A 16,781-nucleotide genomic window follows, 5' to 3' on the forward strand; every position below is an offset into this window, starting at 1 on the left:
GCCGCCCTTCCTTGACCTGCCGTGACGACGCCGAGAAGCCCTCGGTCGTACGACCCCGGATGCCCCGGCCGGAGCGTCGGACACCTGGCGGCGCCGCCGGACTCTCACGGGCCGGTCGGGGCCAGCCACATCGTCGCGAGCGGAGGCAGCGTGAGCCGGACGGTGCCGTCCTCGGGCTTGACCGGGTCCGGGTCGGTGACGTCCCCGCCGCCGTAGCGCGCGGCGTCGGTGTTGAGGACCTCCTGCCAGGCGATCACGTCGTCGCCGACGGCGAGCGGGTAGTCGTGCCGGACCACGGGGGAGAAGTTCGACACCGCGAGCAGCGGGGAGCCGTCGGCGTCGTACCGCAGGAACGCGAAGACGTTGTCGTCGACCGCGTCCACCGACACCCACCGGAAGCCGGACGGGTCGGTGTCGCGCCGCCACAGCGCCGGGGTGTCCCGGTACACGGTGTTGAGGTCGCGCACCAGGTCCCGCACCCCGCGGTGGTCGCCCGCGGAGTGGTACCCGTCGTCCAGCAGCCACCACTCCGGACCCTGCTTCTCGGACCACTCGGCGCCCTGGGCGAACTCCTGCCCCATGAACAGCAGCTGCTTGCCGGGGTGGGCCCACATGAATCCGAGGTAGGCACGGACGTTGGCGCGCCGCTGCCACCAGTCGCCCGGCATCTTCGACACCAGCGCCTGCTTGCCGTGCACCACCTCGTCGTGCGAGATGGGCAGCACGTAGTTCTCGCTGTAGGCGTACACCATCGCGAACGTCATCTCGTGGTGGTGGTACGTGCGGTGCACCGGCTCGCGGGAGACGTACTCCAGCGAGTCGTGCATCCAGCCCATGTTCCACTTCAGCCCGAACCCGAGCCCGCCGGTGTCGGTGGGCCGGGTCACCCCGCCCCACGCCGTGGACTCCTCCGCGATGGTCACCACCCCGGGGCAGCGCCGGTACACGGTCGCGTTCATCTCCTGCAGGAACGCCATCGCCGCCAGGTCCTCCCGGCCGCCGTACGCGTTCGGCTCCCAGCCGCCGTCCTCGCGCGAGTAGTCCAGGTAGAGCATCGAGGCGACCGCGTCCACCCGCAGCCCGTCGATGTGGAACTCCTGGCACCAGTACACGGCGTTCGCGACCAGGAAGTTGCGCACCTCGGTGCGGGCGTAGTCGAAGGTGTACGTCCCCCAGTCGGGGTGCTCCGCGCGCCGCGAGTCACCCGGCTCGTAGAGCGGCTCCCCGTCGAAGCGGGCCAGCGCCCAGTCGTCCTTCGGGAAGTGCGCCGGCACCCAGTCCATGATCACGCCGATGCCGGCCCGGTGCAGGGCGTCGACCAGGTACCGGAAGTCGTCCGGGGTGCCCAGGCGGGCGGTGGGCGCGTAGAACCCGGTGACCTGGTAACCCCAGGACGGCCCGAAGGGGTGCTCGGCGACCGGCATCAGCTCCACGTGGGTGAAGCCGAGGTCCTCGACGTACGCGGGCAGCTCCTCGGCGAGCTCGCGGTAGCCCAGCCCCGGCCGCCAGGACGGCAGGTGCACCTCGTACACCGAGAACGGCGCCTCGTGCACGGGCGTCGCCGCCCGCCGCGCGAACCAGTCGGCATCGCCCCACTCGTAGTGCGAGGCCGTCACCACGGACGCCGTGTTCGGCGGCGCCTCCGTGCGCCGCGCCATCGGGTCGGCCTTGAGGAACCGGTGGCCGTGGCGGGAGTGGATCTCGAACTTGTAGCAGGTGCCCTCGCCGACGCCGGGCAGGAACAGCTCCCACACCCCGGACGAGCCCAGCGAGCGCATCGGGAACGCCGTGCCGTCCCAGTGGGTGAAGTCGGCGGCGACCCGCACCCCTTGCGCGTTCGGCGCCCACACCGTGAAGCGGGTGCCGGCGACACCCTGGTGGGTCATGGGGTGCGCGCCGAGAGCGGTCCACAGCTCCTCGTGCCGGCCCTCGCCGATCAGATGCAGGTCGAACTCGCCGAGTGCGGGCAGGAACCGGTACGGGTCGTGCGTCGGCACCGCCTCCTCGTCGCCGTAGGCCACCGTCAGCGTGTACGCGGGGATCGCGTCCAGCGGCAGTACGCCGGAGAAGAGGCCGTCGCCCTCCGAGACGAGCGGGGTGCGCCCGCCGTCGACGATCACGCTCACCTCCCGTGCGAAGGGGCGCAGCGCCCGGAAGGCGATCCCGCCGGGCACCGGATGGGCGCCGAGCAGCGCGTGCGGATCGTGGTGGGCGCCCGCCAGCAGGCGCCCCCGGTCGGCCGGATCGAGGGCGGGTGCGGCGCCGGGGGGCGCGGCGGCGGACGGGACGGACCCGGCCGGCTCGGGAAGCGGGGTGTCACGCAGGGCCACGGCTTCAGTCTCCTCTCACGGCGAGGCGCTCGATCGCCGCCATGGGTACGGGCAGCCAGTCGGGTCGGTGCCGGGCCTCGTACAGCACCTCGTACACGGCACGGTCGGTCTCGTAGGCGCGGAGCAGACCGTGCTTCTTGCGCGGGTCCCAGCCGGCGCGGGCGGCGTAGCCCGCGCAGTAGGCCTCACGGCAGCGGCGCGCCCACTCCGGGCGCCAGGGGCGGCGCTGGCGGGCGGCGTAGTCGAAGGAGCGCAGCATCCCGGCGATGTCCCGCACGGGGGAGTGGGCGCTGCGCCGTTCGGAGAGCGGCCGGGACGGCTCGCCCTCGAAGTCGATGACGAACCACTCACGCCCCGCCCGCAGCACCTGCCCCAGGTGCAGGTCGCCGTGGATGCGCTGGGCGGGCGGCCCGGCGTCGCAGGTGGCCAGCGCGGCGAAGGCTGCCCGCAGCCCCGGCACGAACGGCTGGAGCGCGGGGACGGCGTGCGCCGCGGCGGTCAGCCGCTCGGTCATCGCCACCGCCGTCCGCCCGTTCTCGCCCGGCGCGCCGATGGGGAACGCCGAGGACAGCGCCAGGTGGACGTCCGCCGTGGCCCGGCCCAGCGCGTGCGACTGCGCGGTGAAGTCGTCATGGGCGGCGAGCGCGTCCAGGGCCAGCGTCCAGCCGTCGGAGGCGTTGCGCAGGTACGGCTGGAGCACGCCGAGCGTCGCCTTGAACGGATCCGTGGTGCGGAACCAGGCCACCGGGGCGGGCACCCGGTGACAGCCCTGCCGGGCCAGCGCCCCGGGCACCTCCAGGTCCGGGTTGACACCGGGCTGGATGCGCCGGAACACCTTCAGGATGTACTCGTCGCCGTACACCAGCGAGGAGTTGGACTGCTCGGCGGTCATCAGGCGCGGCACCAGTCCGGCGGGCACCTGCTGGGACCCGTCGCACTCGAAGCGCAACGGGCCCGCCGCGCCGGGACGACGCAGCCGTTCCAGGAACAGCTGGGCGGCGCGCGGGTCGTGCAGGGCGTCGTAGACCGTCAGCCCGGCCAGCCGGCCGTCCAGCACCCTGCCGATGAGCGCCTTGCCGAGCCGCGGCGAGGGATGTTCCCGTACACCCAGGAGGAGCTGGTAGCAGTCACCGGCCGGGGACGTGCCACCGGGAGCGGGCACGCCTCCGTGACCGGCGTGCACCAGTACGTGCAGACAGCCCGGGAACAGCTCCGTCATCGACAGCACACCGAGGTCGGTGACGGGCCGGTCCTTGCCGGCGAACCAGCGCTGCAGCGGCAGCCACTCGCGCAGCAGCCCGGTGAGCGATTCCGTGGGCTCGGCGGGCGCGGTTCGCGGCCGCAGGAACGCGGTCTTCGTCATGGTGACGCCTCCTCTCCCCGGCACACGCTCACAGTCGTCGGCCGATGCGGGACGCGACTCGGGTGAGCCGGAACCAGTAGAAGCCGTGGCCCCCGAGGGTCAGCAGGTAGGGCAGTTCGCCGACGGCCGGGAAGCGCACCCCGCCGAACAGTTCGACCGGGTGGCGTCCCTCGAAGGCGCTGAGGTCGAGCTCGGTGGGCTGGGCGAAGCGGGAGAAGTTGTTCACGCAGAGCACCAGGTCGTCCCCGTCCTCCCCGTTCGGGGGGGCCTCGCGCAGGAAGGCGAGGACGGCCGGGTTGGAGGAGGGCAGCTCGGTGTAGGAGCCGAGGCCGAAGGCCGGGTTCTGTTTGCGGATCTCGATCATCCGGCGGGTCCAGTGCAGCAGTGAGGAGGGGGAGGCCATGGAGGCCTCGACGTTGGTGACCTGGTAGCCGTAGACGGGGTCCATGATGGTCGGCAGGAACAGCCGGCCGGGATCGGAGGAGGAGAATCCGGCGTTGCGGTCGGGGGTCCACTGCATCGGGGTGCGGACGGCGTCGCGGTCGCCGAGCCAGATGTTGTCGCCCATGCCGATCTCGTCGCCGTAGTAGATGATCGGGCTGCCGGGCAGGGAGAGCAGCAGGGCGGTGAAGAGTTCGATCTGGTTGCGGTCGTTGTCCAGCAGGGGGGCGAGCCGGCGGCGGATGCCGATGTTGGCGCGCATGCGGGGGTCCTTGGCGTACTCCGCCCACATGTAGTCGCGTTCCTCGTCGGTGACCATCTCCAGGGTCAGCTCGTCGTGGTTGCGCAGGAAGATGCCCCACTGGCAGCCCGAGGGGATGGCCGGTGTCTTGGCGAGGATCTCGGAGACGGGGTAGCGCGACTCGCGGCGCACGGCCATGAAGATGCGCGGCATGACGGGGAAGTGGAACGCCATGTGGCACTCGTCGCCGCCGGCGGCGTAGTCGCCGAAGTAGTCGACGACGTCCTCCGGCCACTGGTTGGCCTCGGCCAGCAGCACGGTGTCGGGGTACTGCGTGTCGATCTCCTTGCGCACCCGCTTCAGGAACGCGTGCGTCTCCGGGAGGTTCTCGCAGTTGGTGCCCTCGGCCGCGTAGAGGTACGGCACCGCGTCGAGGCGGAAGCCGTCGATCCCCAGGTCCAGCCAGAAGCGCAGGGCCGCCAGGATCTCCTCCTGCACGCGCGGGTTCTCGTAGTTGAGGTCCGGCTGGTGGGAGAAGAAGCGGTGGAAGTAGTACCGGCCCCGCACCGGGTCGTACGTCCAGTTGGACGCCTCGGTGTCGACGAAGATGATCCGCGCGTCCGGATAGCCCTTGTCGTCGTCCGCCCACACGTAGAAGTCGCCGTAGGGGCCGTCGGGGTCCTTCCTCGACTCCTGGAACCACGGGTGCTGGTCGCTGGTGTGGTTCATGACGAAGTCGATGATCACGCGCATCCCGCGCTGGTGCGCCGCGTCGACGAACTCCACGAAGTCGGCGAGGTCGCCGAAGTCGGGGAGGACGGCGGTGTAGTCGGCGACGTCGTAACCGCCGTCGCGCAGGGGCGACTTGAAGAAGGGCGGCAGCCAGAGGCAGTCGACGCCCAGCCATTGCAGGTAGTCCAGTTTGGCGGTGAGGCCCTTCAGGTCGCCGATGCCGTCACCGTTGCTGTCCTGGAAGGAGCGGACGAGGACCTCGTAGAAGACGGCTCGTTTGAACCAGTCGGGGTCCCGGTCCTTGGCGGGGGTGTCCTCGAAGGTGTCCGGCACCGGCTCGTTCACGGTCATGACGTTCCTGGCCCTCCGTTTCGCTGTGCGGCGGGCGGTCTCGGTACGTGCAGGACATGCGCGGGAGCCCGCCCCGGCTCCAGCCGCACGTAGTTGGCCCTGCCCCAGTGGTAGGTCTCGCCGGTGAGCTCGTCGCGCACCGGTGCCGACTCGTGCCAGTCCAGGCCGAGGTGCGGCATGTCCAACGAGACCGTGGCCTCCTGGGTGTGGTGGGGGTCGAGGTTGGCGACCACGAGCACGACGTCGGAGCCGCTGCGCTTGCTGTACGCGATGACGGAGTCGTTGTCCGTCCGGTGGAAGCGGAGGTTCCTGAGCCGGTGGAGCGCGGGGTGTGCGCGCCGGATGGTGTTGAGCTTGGTGATCAGGGGGGTGATGGTGCGGCCCTGGTGTTCGGCGGTCTGCCAGTCGCGGGGTGTGAGCTGGTACTTCTCGCTGTCGAGGTACTCCTCGCTTCCCTCGCGCAGGGGGGTGTTCTCGCACAGTTCGTAGCCGCTGTAGATGCCCCAGGCGGGGGAGAGGGTGGCGGCCAGGACGGCGCGGACCTCGAAGGCGGGCCGGCCGCCGTGCTGGAGGTAGGCGTGCAGGATGTCGGGGGTGTTGGGGAAGAGGTTGGGCCGCATGTAGGAGGCGGCCTCCCCGGTCAGTTCGGTCAGGTACTCGGTCAGTTCCCGCTTGGTGGTGCGCCAGGTGAAGTAGGTGTAGGACTGCTGGAAGCCGATCTGGGCCAGGGTGTGCATCATCGCGGGGCGGGTGAAGGCCTCCGCCAGGAAGATCACGTCGGGGTCGGTGGCGTTGATCTCGCCGATCACCCGTTCCCAGAAGAGCACGGGTTTGGTGTGCGGGTTGTCGACCCGGAAGATCCGCACCCCGGTGGCCGTCCAGTGCCGCAGGATGCGGCACGTCTCGGCGACCAGGCCCTCGAAGTCGGCGTCGAAGGCGATGGGGTAGATGTCCTGGTACTTCTTGGGCGGGTTCTCGGCGTGGGCGATGGAGCCGTCGGGGCGGTGGTGGAACCACTCGGGGTGTTTGTGGACCCAGGGGTGGTCGGGGGAGCACTGCAGGGCGAAGTCGAGGGCCACCTCCAGGCCGAGGTCGCCGGCCCGGGCGACGAAGCGGGTGAAGTCCTCCAGGGTGCCCAGGTCGGGGTGGACGGCGTCGTGGCCGCCCTCGGGGGAGCCGATGGCCCAGGGCACGCCGACGTCGCCGGGGCCGGCGTCGAGGGTGTTGTTGGGGCCCTTGCGGTGGGTGGTGCCGATGGGGTGGATGGGCGGGAGGTAGACGACGTCGAAGCCCATCGCGGCGATCGCGGGCAGGCGGCGGGCGGCGGTGTCGAAGGTGCCGTGCGGGCGGGAGGGGGTGCCCTCGGAGCGGGGGAAGAACTCGTACCAGGCGCCGTACAGGGCCCGCTCGCGTTCCACCAGCAGCGGCAGCGGGTCGCTGCTGGTGACCAGCTCCCGCAGCGGATGCCGGGAAAGCACCGCATCCACCTCCGGCGTCAACGCCGCCGCCAGCCGGGTGGCGCAGGGCAGGGAGTCGTCGCGCAGGATCTCGGCCGCGGCGAGGACCAGGGCCTGTCCGTCCTCCCGCGGGACCCCGGCCGCCGCCCGCTCGTACAGGTCGGCGCCTTCCTCCAGCACCAGTCCGGTGTCGATGCCCGCCGGAACCTTGATGCCGGCGGTCCTGCGCCAGGTGGTCACGGGGTCGCCCCAGGCCTCGACGCGGTAGGTCCACCGGCCCGGGCTGTCCGCGACGACCTCCGCGCCCCACCGGTCACTGCCCGGCGCGAGCTCCCGCATCGGCGTGAACGGCCCCCGACGCCCCTCGGGATCCCTCAGCACCACATCGGCGGCCACCGCGTCGTGCCCCTCGCGGAACACGGTCGCCGTGACCTCGAACGCCTCGCCCACGACGGCCTTGGCCGGCCGCCGGCCGCAGTCGACGGCCGGCCGGACGTCCCTCACCGGGACACGGCCGACGCTCCGGGTCGTCTTCATGGGTGTGTGCACCTCCGCCGTGCTCGACGCCCGGGCGGACGCCCGGGCGTGGGACCAGACAGGGGCGGGAAGGTCACTGCCTTCCCGCCGGGGAGCGCCGCTCGACGGCCGGAGGCCGCCGTCGGACCGCGGCCGCCGGACGGGGCGTGTCGTTCTGTTCCCGCAGACGGGTGACGAGGGGGGTGCGCAGATACCGTTCGGCGGCGTCCGCCGCCTCCCGGGCGCAGCGCTTGCCCATCAGCCCGCAGAGGGTGTGGCCGGCGTCCTCGAAGGTGGCCCGCACCGTGTGATCGGCCGGGGCCGCCAGCATCACGCGTTCCCAGGCCCGGTACCGGCGCAACTGCCGGGCGACTTCGGCTTTGGCGGGTAGCAGCATGGCGCCGTTCACCTTTCCGGGGCTCGATTCGAGGCGCGTCGTCCCGACGGTCGGGCGGCGGCCGTGCGCGGAGCCGCACGGATCCGTAACGGCGATCGAGGTCTTCACACATGGTGCACGGGTGATGACGCATCGTCTTGTTGGCTTTTCAATCACTCGGGTGGTGCGCCGGGCCGCCTCCGCCCGGATGCCGCCCCGGGGGTCGCGGAGTGCGCTCGTGTTGCACGAACGGCCCAACCGCCCCACCCTGAAGGTGACTCAGAAGCGATACCCGCTCACGTTCCGTGTTCGGGGGCTCGCCCCGCGGGGGCGAGGAGGGACGAGAGCTTCGCGTGAGGAGCCAACGACCATGAAGACCGCAGTGCCCTGCTACTACCACCTCGACGTGGAAGTCAGCCCCGAGAGGGTGGGACAGGTCAGCCGCATACTGGCCGCCCACCTCCGGTTCTGGGACCTGGAGAACCTGATGGAGCCCGTCTGCGGCGGCGCCGAGATGCTGCTGCGGGCCATCGACGAGCACGCCGCCGACAAGAACACGTCGATCGAGATGTGGTGGAACGGCCAGCACCTCATCACCGCCATCGGGGACAACAACCGTGCCCTGCGTCCCGACCAGGAGCTGCGCGGCTGCCTCGAGCACATCGCGGCGAGCAGTGACGGCTGGGGCTGCTGCGCCACCGAGAACGGCAGCAAGGTCATCTGGTTCTCGCAGCGCGCCCGCGCCGGCGAACGCGTCCCGCTCGTGCCGACCGCGCCCGACCCGCGCGAGAGCGAAGGGCTGGACCTGCCCCGCGAGGTGAGCGTCGCCACGCTCACCGGGCGGGTGCGAACGCCGGGCGGCCTCCTGGAGGAGGCCCGGTGACCCGGCGACAGAACCGGAAAGGGGCGCCCGCCTGGAGCGGGCGCCCCTACCCGCTGGGTGCGTCCTACGACGGCGAGGGCACCAACTTCGCGCTCTTCAGCGAGGTCGCCGAACGCGTCGACCTGGTCCTGGCCGACGACGACGGCCGGCACACCACCGTGCGGCTCACCGAGGTCGACGGCTTCGTCTGGCACGGCTACCTCCCCGGCGTCGGCCCGGGGCAGCGCTACGGCTACCGGGTGCACGGTCCCTGGGCACCGACGGCCGGCGACCGCTGCAACCCGGCGAAACTCCTCCTCGACCCCTACGCCACCGCGGTGGACGGCCAGATCGACAACCACCCCTCGCTGTACGAGCGCGACCCGCACGGGCCCGACCGGGCCGACAGCGCCGGGCACACCGTGCTCGGCGTGGTCACCGATCCGGCCTTCGACTGGGGCGACGACACCCGGCCCGGCCGCCCCTACTCCGACACCGTGATCTACGAGGCCCACGTCAAGGGCCTCACCCGCACCCACCCCGACGTCCCCGCGGAACTCCGCGGCACCTACGCGGGACTGGCGCACCCCGCGGTGGTCGGACACCTCACCTCGCTGGGCGTCACCGCCGTGGAGCTGATGCCGGTCCACCAGTTCGTCCAGGACGGCGTGCTGCAGAGCCGGGGCCTGGCCAACTACTGGGGCTACAACACCATCGGCTTCTTCGCCCCGCACAACGCCTACGCCGCCCGCGGCACCCGCGGGCAGCAGGTCACCGAGTTCAAGGAGATGGTGAAGGCCCTGCACGCGGCCGGACTCGAGGTGATCCTCGACGTCGTCTACAACCACACCGCCGAGGGCAACCACCTGGGCCCCACCCTCTCCTTCCGGGGCATCGACAACTCCGCGTACTACCGCCTGGTGGACGGCGACTGGTCGCACTACTACGACACCACCGGCACCGGCAACAGCCTGCTGATGCGCCACCCCTACGTCCTCCAGCTGATCATGGACTCGCTCAGGTACTGGGTCACCGAGATGCACGTCGACGGCTTCCGCTTCGACCTCGCGGCCACCCTGGCCCGGCAGTTCCACGAAGTCGACCGGCTGTCGGCGTTCTTCGACCTCATCCAGCAGGACCCCGTGATCAGCCGCGTCAAGCTGATCGCCGAACCCTGGGACGTGGGCGAGGGCGGCTACCAGGTGGGCAACTTCCCCCCGCTGTGGTCGGAGTGGAACGGCCTGTACCGGGACGCCGTACGGGACTTCTGGCGCGGCGAGGAGCACATCCTCGGCGAGTTCGCCTCCCGGCTGACCGGCTCCTCCGACCTGTACGCGCACAACGGACGCCGCCCGCGCGCCAGCGTCAACTTCGTCACCGCGCACGACGGCTTCACCCTGTACGACCTCGTCTCGTACAACGACAAGCACAACGAGGCCAACGGGGAGGGCAACCGGGACGGCGAGAGCGCCAACCGCTCCTGGAACTGCGGCGCGGAGGGCCCCACCCGCGACCCGGCCGTGCTGGAGCTGCGCGCCCGCCAGCAGCGCAACTTCCTCGCCACCCTGCTGCTCTCCCAGGGCATCCCGATGCTCTCCCACGGCGACGAACTGGGCCGCACCCAGCGCGGCAACAACAACGCCTACTGCCAGGACAACGAGATCGGCTGGATCGACTGGCGGCTCACCGGCGAACAGCGCGAGCTGCTGGACTTCACCCGCGGGCTGATCTCCCTGCGCCTCGCCCACCCCGTGCTGCGCCGCCGTCGCTTCTTCCGGGGCGAGACCGTGCGCCACGCCGGCCAGCCGCTGCCCGACCTGGTGTGGCTGCTGCCGGACGGACGGGAGATGGGCGACGACGACTGGCGGCGCTCCGACGCCCACTCGGTCGGGGTGTTCCTCAACGGCGACGCCATCGCCGAACCCGGTCCGCGCGGCCGGCGCCTGGTCGACGACTCCTTCCTGCTGCTGCTCAACGGCCACTGGGAACCCGTCCGCTTCCGTCTGCCGGACGCCGCCTACGGGGAGCGCTGGACGGCCCTGATCGACACCGCCGACCCGGAGGGCACCCCCGACGAGGCGGAGCACAAGGCGGCCACCACCCTCACCGCGGGCCCCCGCAGCCTGGTCCTGCTGTCCCGCCCGTCCCGCACGGCCCGATGACCGGCGGGACGCACCCGGTGTCAGCGCCCGTGGCGTGACACCACCGTGAACTGGGCGCCCTCGTTGTCGCGGAGCACGGCCTCGTCGGCGCCCAGGGACAGGACGCTGCCGCCGTGCAGCTCGGCGGCGCGGGCGCAGGCGGCGACGTCCTGCACCGCGAAGTGCACCTGCCAGTGCGGCCGGACCGCCGGGTCGGGAGCCGCCTCCGCCGCCCCCGACTCGATCCGCGCCACCACGTCCCCTTCGCTGCGCAGCACCACTTCCTCGCCCTCGTACCGCACCTCGACACAGCCCGGCTTGTCGGACGCCCAGTCGAAGACCCCGCCGTAGAAGATCGCGGCGTCGAAGGCGTCACGGGTGTGCAGCCGGACGAACGCGAGCTGTGCGCGGCGCCAGGTGGGCCAGTCGCTGAACAGCTCGCCCTCCCAGACCCCGAACGTCGCCCCGTCCCGGTCGGCCAGCAGCGCCGCGCGCCCGGGGGGCAGGGAGATCGGGCCGACCGCCAGGGTGCCGCCGCGCTCCTGCACCCGCGCCGCGGCCTCGTCGGCGCTGCGCACCGCGAAGTACGGCGTCCACGCCACCGCCATCCGCCACATGCCGGCGACCCCGGCGACCCCGGCCACCGGCCGGCCCTCGGACAGGGCGATGCGGAACCGGTCGCCGAGGCGCACCGGACGCCACTCCCAGCCCAGCACGGCCCCGTAGAACTCCTCGGTCGTCTCTATGTCGCGGCTGGTCAGGCTCACCCAGCAGGGCGCCCCGAACACGGAGTGCGTCGAGACGACGTCCGTCGTGCCGGCGGGGGAGGGCATGTCGTGGTTCATGGCAGTCGCGTCCTGATCTCGTCGGCCCGGCAGCCACCCGGATGGCACCAGTGTCCGCCGGGACCCCTCCGGGCGCCTGCCGAGTACCCCGACGGCGGCACCGAAACGGAAGGCCCCGCCGCCTCCGGGCCACCCCGGTGGCGCAGGGCGGCCCCAGTGGTGACGATGGAGGGATCGGACACTGGGTGAAGGCACTCAAGCACTGTGCGAAGGCATCAGCAGAGCGGCACACCGGACCCGGAGGTGACCATGCCCACGGACGGAGGCGCGGACCGTATCCTCCAGCTGGAGGAAGAAGTGCAGCAGCTGAAGGACGCGGTCGTCTCGCACGCGGTGGTGGACCAGGCGATCGGCATGGTCGTCGCGCTCGGGCGGGTCTCGCCCGACCAGGGCTGGACCGTGCTGAAGGAGGTCTCCCAGCGCACGAACATCAAGCTGCGCACCGTGGCCGACCTGATCCTCGTCTGGGGGCGCACCGGGCTCCTGCCCGAGGAGGTGCGCGCCGTGCTGGAGGAGGTCCTGGACCGGCTCGGCCCCACCCAGATCCCGGGCGCGCCGCCGGAGGGCTGACGCGCCCGGCGGAGCCCGCCCCGCTCAGCCGGTCTCGGCGAGGAGTTCCTCGCGCAGCTGGGCGAAGCAGCCGCTGAGCAGCCGGGAGACGTGCATCTGCGAGATGCCGAGCTGCTCGGCGATGCCGCTCTGCGTCATCCCCCGGAAGAACCGCAGGTAGAGGATGAGCCGCTCGCGCTCCGGCAGCGCCTCCAGACAGGGTCGTACCGCCACCCGGTCGACGACGGTGTCGTAGGCCGGGTCCGGGCCGCCGATCGCGTCGCCCAGGGCGTAACCGTCGGTGCCCGGCATCTCCGCCTCCAGCGACAGTGCGGAGAAGCACTCCAGGGCCTCCATCCCGGTACGCACCTCGCTCTCGGACAAGCGGGTGTGCGCGGCGATCTCGGCGACCGTGGGGGAGCGGCCCGGAGTGGTCTGCGCCAGCTCCTTCGCCGCGTGCCGCACACGGTTGCGCAGGTCCTGTACCCGGCGCGGCACGTGCAGCGTCCACATGTGGTCGCGGAAGTGGCGCTTGATCTCACCGGTGACGGTCGGCACGGCGTACGCCTCGAAGGCGTTGCCGCGTGCCGGGTCGTAGTGGTCCACGGCCTTGACCAGGCCGAGAGCCGCCACCTGGTACAGATCCTCCAGGGCCTCACCGCGGCCCCGGAAACGGACGGCGATGCGCTCGGCCATGGGCAGCCAGGCCGTGACCAGCGCGTCGCGCAGCATCCTGCGCTCGGGCCCGTCGGGCAGCCGGGCCAGCCGTGCGAAGTCCCCGGCGGTGTCGGGGGCGTCGTCGTGGGGATGCTGCTTCCTGGGACTGACGGTACGCATCACGCGCACCTCCCTGAGCGGGGTGCCGGATGGACAGAAACCGTGGGAAGCGGCGGTTCGGACCACGACAGGACCGCGGCCCGCGAAGCGGCTCCCACGGACGTGCCTCCTGTCCGAAGCACTGAGAATCCCCTTCCCCGCGGCCCGTCATTCCAAAACTTTTCCCGGAATTCGGCGAGGGGAAATAGCCGGAGGGTGCACGGTGGGAAATCAAGTGCATTCGCGGCGTGAAATTCCCCGCGCCGGAGCGGGCGGCTTTGGGCCGGCCCGTCCCCGCCGTCGCGGACCTTCGGACGGTGCGCCGGTGATCATGGCGCCGGACGTGACGTACGGCACGCCCTCCCCGGCCCCGGCCGGCCGGCCGGGGGGATTCCTCCAGCGCAGCGCTTGATCGCCGGTCAGCCGGGGCGAACCGCCTGACCACGGCGCATTCCGCTCATTTGACAGTGTGCCGAGGCCGCGGATAGGAAGCATCGGACAGAAGTCGAGAGGTGCACTGTGTACGAGCCGAACGTGGTCGGGGACTGGCAGGAGTACGACGAGCATGCCGGTCTGCGGGTCCGCGTCCACCGTCTGGAATCCGGCGAACCGCCGAGGGGACGGGACGACGCCGCCGAAGGGCTGACGTACTTCAGTGTCCGCGTGACCGTGGAGAATCGCGGCGACCGGCCTTTCTGTATTCACGTGGAGGACGGTCAGATCGACGTACGGACCGGCCCCGACGGCGAGAGCGCGTTCATCGACTGGCGCAATTCGCAGTTCATCGAGGGCTTCGACGTCTACCCGCTGCGCCGTGCCACCGCCGTCCTCTACGCGGCCGGCCCCGAGGCGGCCCTGAGCCTCGTCGACGTCCAGGTCCAGCTGCGCGTCGACGAGGAGTGGGCCGGACGCCGGCTGTGGGCGGGCGGCGTCGGCGTGCACGAGGGGTCCGCGGGGGCGCCCGCGGGCACGGGCCGGGACAGCCTCGCCCAGCAGGTGAGCGTCTTCCTGCAGGAACAGGCGGAGGAAGGCACCGCCTGAGCGTCGCGTCAGTGCGGGATGCCGTCGATGATCTCTCGGGCGCCCTGGCGCAGCAGCGCCACGGCGACCGAGGTGCCGAGTGTGGCCGGGTCGAGCCGCCCCGCCCACTCGTGCGCGTTCAGCCGGGTCTTGCCGTCCGGGGTGAAGACACACGCCCGCAGGGACAGTTCACCGCCGCGGTCCACCCGTGCGTAGCCGGCGATCGGGCTGTTGCAGTGTCCCTGCAGCACATGCAGGAACATGCGTTCGGCGGTGGCCTCGCGACGGGTGTCCGGGTGGCCGAGGGCGCCGACCGCGTCGATCAGGTCGGTGTCGCCCTCACGGCACTGCAGCGCGAGGACGCCCGCGCCGATGGGCGGCATCATGGCCTCGGGGGAGAGCACCTCACTGATCACGTCGGTGCGGCCGATCCGTTCCAGGCCGGAGACCGCCAGCAGCAGGGCGTCCGCCTCCCCGGCCGCGAGCTTCTCCAGCCGCCGGTTGGCGTTGCCGCGCAGCGGTACGCACGTCAGGTGCGGGTGGGTGGCGGCCAGCTGGGCGACCCGGCGCACCGAGGAGGTGCCGATCCGGGCGCCGGGCGGGAGCTCGTCCAGGGTGAGGTTGTCCGGGTGGACGAGGGCGTCGCGGATGTCGTCCCGCTCCAGGAACGCGGCGAACACCGTGCCCGCGGGGAGCGGCCGGTCGGCGGGCACGTCCTTGACGCAGTGCACGGCGACGTCCGCCTCGCCGGCGAGCAGCGCGGCGTCCACCTCCTTGGTGAACGCGCCCTTGCCCTCCACCTTCGACAGATCGCCGAGCCACTTGTCCCCGGTCGTCCGCACGGGTACGACCTCGGTGCGCACTCCGGGACGGGCGGCGGCCAACTCGGCGCGGACCCGCTCCACTTGGGCGAGCGCCATGGGTGAGTCACGGGAGACGACACGGATCGGTCCGGGCAGCGGCATGCCGACACGATAGTCCCTCGGAGTCCCGCCCGTACCGGGGCGCCGAACGGCGCCCCGGCGTCAACGGGCCGTGTGCGCTCAGGCGTTCGGGTCGAAGGGGATGCCGGAGGGCTTGGCCGCGGCGAGGTGGGAGGCGAAGCTGCCGTCCTTCAGGCCGAAGTGGGCGCTGCCGAAGTCGTACGAGCTGAGCTTGTCCCGCAGTCCCGCCGGGTAGCCGTTCCAGCCGACCAGCGCCGGGTACTGCCATCTGCCCTCGTGGTTCTCCGGCGGCTCGTCGCCCGGCCCCGCGAGGCGGAAGCAGTGGGTGCCGATGCCGTCCTTGTGGTACACGATCTTCGGGTGCGTGCCGTCGAAGCGGACCGCCGAGCGGGCGTGGACCGTGAACGACCCGTGGCTGGACGTCGAGACGTACCGCACGGTGTCGTTCTGCACCCAGACCACGACGTGCTCCCAGTCGTGGCGGTGCCCCCCGAGGCCGGTGCCCGGCAGGGCCTGGTCCTTCTCGAAGTACAGTCCGTAGACGATCGCGCACCAGCCGTTGTTGCACAGGGCGCGGGAGTAGCCGTTGGTGTCGTCCAGGTCCGAGGCGTCACGGCAGTTGCCGTTGAGGGCGCCGGTCGGTTTGAGGCCGGTGTTGACGGAGCCGTCCGGGCCGATCGCCGCCGTGGGGTAGCAGCCGTCGGTGTCGTAGTCGTACGCGGGCTGGTACGTCCGCTCCAGGGCGTCCGCGTCGGCCGGCAGGGCGGGAGGGGGTGCGGCGAAGGCGGTGGCGGGGAAGGCGATGACGAGCGCGGCCGCGCCGGCCAGGCCGGTCAGCCATCTCCTGCGGTGCGTTCGGGACGTGCTCGACGGCACTGCGTCCTCCTCATGGTCCGGGCGCAGCCAACGGCTGTGGGGGAATGGGGAGTTCAGCATCCCGGTTGGTCGTATACATGCCAAGGGGATGCAGGTGTACCGCTGGTGAAGCGTGGCCTGACGCGCGTGGTGCCGGGCTCTCGGACCGTCCCGGATCGCCCTGTTTCATCCGCAACGTCTGCCGCCGTCCCTCGGGCGTGGGGCGGAGGGAGTGGACATGGGTGACTGGTCGAGTCACGCAATGAGATGGTGAAGTGCGGTACATGTCCGCACCTGGCGTTCCCGCTCCTCCGGAAGTGGCCGGGGGCGAGCGCGCGCTGCACCGCCTCACCCGCCTGAGCACAGGCGCGCGCCGGCACGAGCGGCTGACGGCGCCGGCGGGTGTGCCGCTGGACCGGGCCGCCGTCGCACTGCTGCGGCAGATGGCGGACACCGGGCCGACGCGGCCGGGGAGCCGGCCGCCCGGCTGGGCGTGGAGGCCCCGCACGTCACCCGCACGGTGCGGCAGCTGCAGAAGTCCGGTCGTGTCACCCGGGTCCCGGGCCCTGACGACCGCCGCGCCCAGCGCGTCGAGCTCGCCGGATCCGGCCGGGAGGCCTGCCGCTTCCGTGACCTCGCCGCCGAATTCGCCGCGGCCGACGTGCGGCCGGCGCGCGGCCGGCGGGCATCAGCGCGGACGCCGTCGAACGGCACTCCCTCGGCACGCCCCTGCTCTCCGACGCCGACGGCGCGGTCCGTGAGCGGTTCGGAGTGAAGCGGCGGGCCGCCCCGGCGCCGACGGAACGGGCCGCCTTCGTCATCGGCCGGGACCGCGCCGTCCTGGAGGTCGTGCGCAGCGAACTGCGGATGAACGCCCACGCGGACCGGGCGCTCGCCGCGCTCCGCGCGTAGCACGGCCCCGGGCGGACCGTCGCGGTTGAT

General features: G+C 72.0%; 13 protein-coding genes and 1 pseudogene. 5 read left to right on the forward strand and 9 right to left on the reverse strand.

What is annotated here, in order from left to right:
* Positions 1-104: 104 nt before the first annotated feature.
* The 5 genes from glgB to ACZ8ZB_RS31175 form a co-directional block, all read right to left on the reverse strand.
* Positions 105-2,330 (reverse strand): 1,4-alpha-glucan branching enzyme, encoded by a 2,226-nt coding sequence (gene glgB, locus ACZ8ZB_RS31155; protein ID WP_470740932.1) that lies wholly within the window; start codon positions 2,328-2,330, stop codon positions 105-107.
* A 4-nt stretch (positions 2,331-2,334) separates the two neighbouring features.
* A complete protein-coding gene (locus ACZ8ZB_RS31160; protein ID WP_470740933.1) occupies positions 2,335-3,693 on the reverse strand; it encodes a maltokinase N-terminal cap-like domain-containing protein in 1,359 nt (452 codons plus the stop codon).
* A gap of 28 nt (positions 3,694-3,721) precedes the next feature.
* Complete coding sequence (treS, locus tag ACZ8ZB_RS31165) at positions 3,722-5,458, reverse strand: maltose alpha-D-glucosyltransferase (RefSeq protein WP_470740934.1); 1,737 nt, start codon at positions 5,456-5,458, stop codon at positions 3,722-3,724.
* Complete coding sequence (locus ACZ8ZB_RS31170) at positions 5,455-7,452, reverse strand: alpha-1,4-glucan--maltose-1-phosphate maltosyltransferase (protein WP_470740935.1); 1,998 nt, start codon at positions 7,450-7,452, stop codon at positions 5,455-5,457. The genes treS and ACZ8ZB_RS31170 overlap by 4 nt, the downstream gene beginning before the upstream one ends.
* A 73-nt stretch (positions 7,453-7,525) precedes the next feature.
* Positions 7,526-7,828, reverse strand: coding sequence for a DUF5133 domain-containing protein (locus ACZ8ZB_RS31175; protein WP_470740936.1), 303 nt, complete (start codon positions 7,826-7,828; stop codon positions 7,526-7,528).
* A 349-nt stretch (positions 7,829-8,177) separates the two neighbouring features.
* Between ACZ8ZB_RS31175 and ACZ8ZB_RS31180 the strand changes: the two genes are divergently transcribed.
* Together ACZ8ZB_RS31180 and glgX are read left to right on the forward strand one after the other, a co-directional pair.
* Entirely contained in the window at positions 8,178-8,690 is a 513-nt protein-coding gene (locus ACZ8ZB_RS31180; protein WP_470740937.1) for a pep a2, read from the forward strand.
* Complete coding sequence (glgX, locus tag ACZ8ZB_RS31185; RefSeq protein ID WP_470740938.1) at positions 8,687-10,831, forward strand: glycogen debranching protein GlgX; 2,145 nt, start codon at positions 8,687-8,689, stop codon at positions 10,829-10,831. The genes ACZ8ZB_RS31180 and glgX overlap by 4 nt, the downstream gene beginning before the upstream one ends.
* Positions 10,832-10,851: 20 nt before the next feature.
* On the opposite strand, the gene ACZ8ZB_RS31190 is transcribed toward glgX, so the two are convergent.
* Positions 10,852-11,655 (reverse strand): VOC family protein, encoded by an 804-nt coding sequence (locus tag ACZ8ZB_RS31190; RefSeq protein ID WP_470740939.1) that lies wholly within the window; start codon positions 11,653-11,655, stop codon positions 10,852-10,854.
* Positions 11,656-11,904: 249 nt separating this feature from the next.
* Between ACZ8ZB_RS31190 and ACZ8ZB_RS31195 the strand changes: the two genes are divergently transcribed.
* On the forward strand, positions 11,905-12,225 hold the full coding sequence (locus tag ACZ8ZB_RS31195) for an ANTAR domain-containing protein (protein WP_470740940.1): 321 nt from the start codon (positions 11,905-11,907) through the stop codon (positions 12,223-12,225).
* Between the two features lie 24 nt (positions 12,226-12,249).
* Here ACZ8ZB_RS31195 and ACZ8ZB_RS31200 read toward each other — a convergent pair whose 3' ends face one another.
* Positions 12,250-13,041, reverse strand: a complete 792-nt coding sequence (locus ACZ8ZB_RS31200) for an RNA polymerase sigma factor SigF (RefSeq protein ID WP_470740941.1) — start codon at positions 13,039-13,041, stop codon at positions 12,250-12,252.
* 498 nt (positions 13,042-13,539) lie between these two features.
* Between ACZ8ZB_RS31200 and ACZ8ZB_RS31205 the strand changes: the two genes are divergently transcribed.
* Positions 13,540-14,061, forward strand: coding sequence for a hypothetical protein (locus tag ACZ8ZB_RS31205; protein WP_470740942.1), 522 nt, complete (start codon positions 13,540-13,542; stop codon positions 14,059-14,061).
* Positions 14,062-14,069: 8 nt separating this feature from the next.
* On the opposite strand, the gene hemC is transcribed toward ACZ8ZB_RS31205, so the two are convergent.
* Both hemC and ACZ8ZB_RS31215 read right to left on the reverse strand, forming a co-directional pair.
* Entirely contained in the window at positions 14,070-15,005 is a 936-nt protein-coding gene (hemC, locus tag ACZ8ZB_RS31210; protein ID WP_470740943.1) for a hydroxymethylbilane synthase, read from the reverse strand.
* 78 nt (positions 15,006-15,083) lie between these two features.
* A complete protein-coding gene (locus ACZ8ZB_RS31215) occupies positions 15,084-15,860 on the reverse strand; it encodes an NPP1 family protein (protein ID WP_470740944.1) in 777 nt (258 codons plus the stop codon).
* A gap of 580 nt (positions 15,861-16,440) precedes the next feature.
* Here ACZ8ZB_RS31215 and ACZ8ZB_RS31220 point away from each other — a divergent pair.
* A pseudogene (locus tag ACZ8ZB_RS31220) lies at positions 16,441-16,751 on the forward strand (redoxin domain-containing protein); the annotation flags it as partial.
* Positions 16,752-16,781: the final 30 nt, after the last annotated feature.

The sequence above is a fragment of the Streptomyces sp. 12E genome, assembly GCF_055633275.1.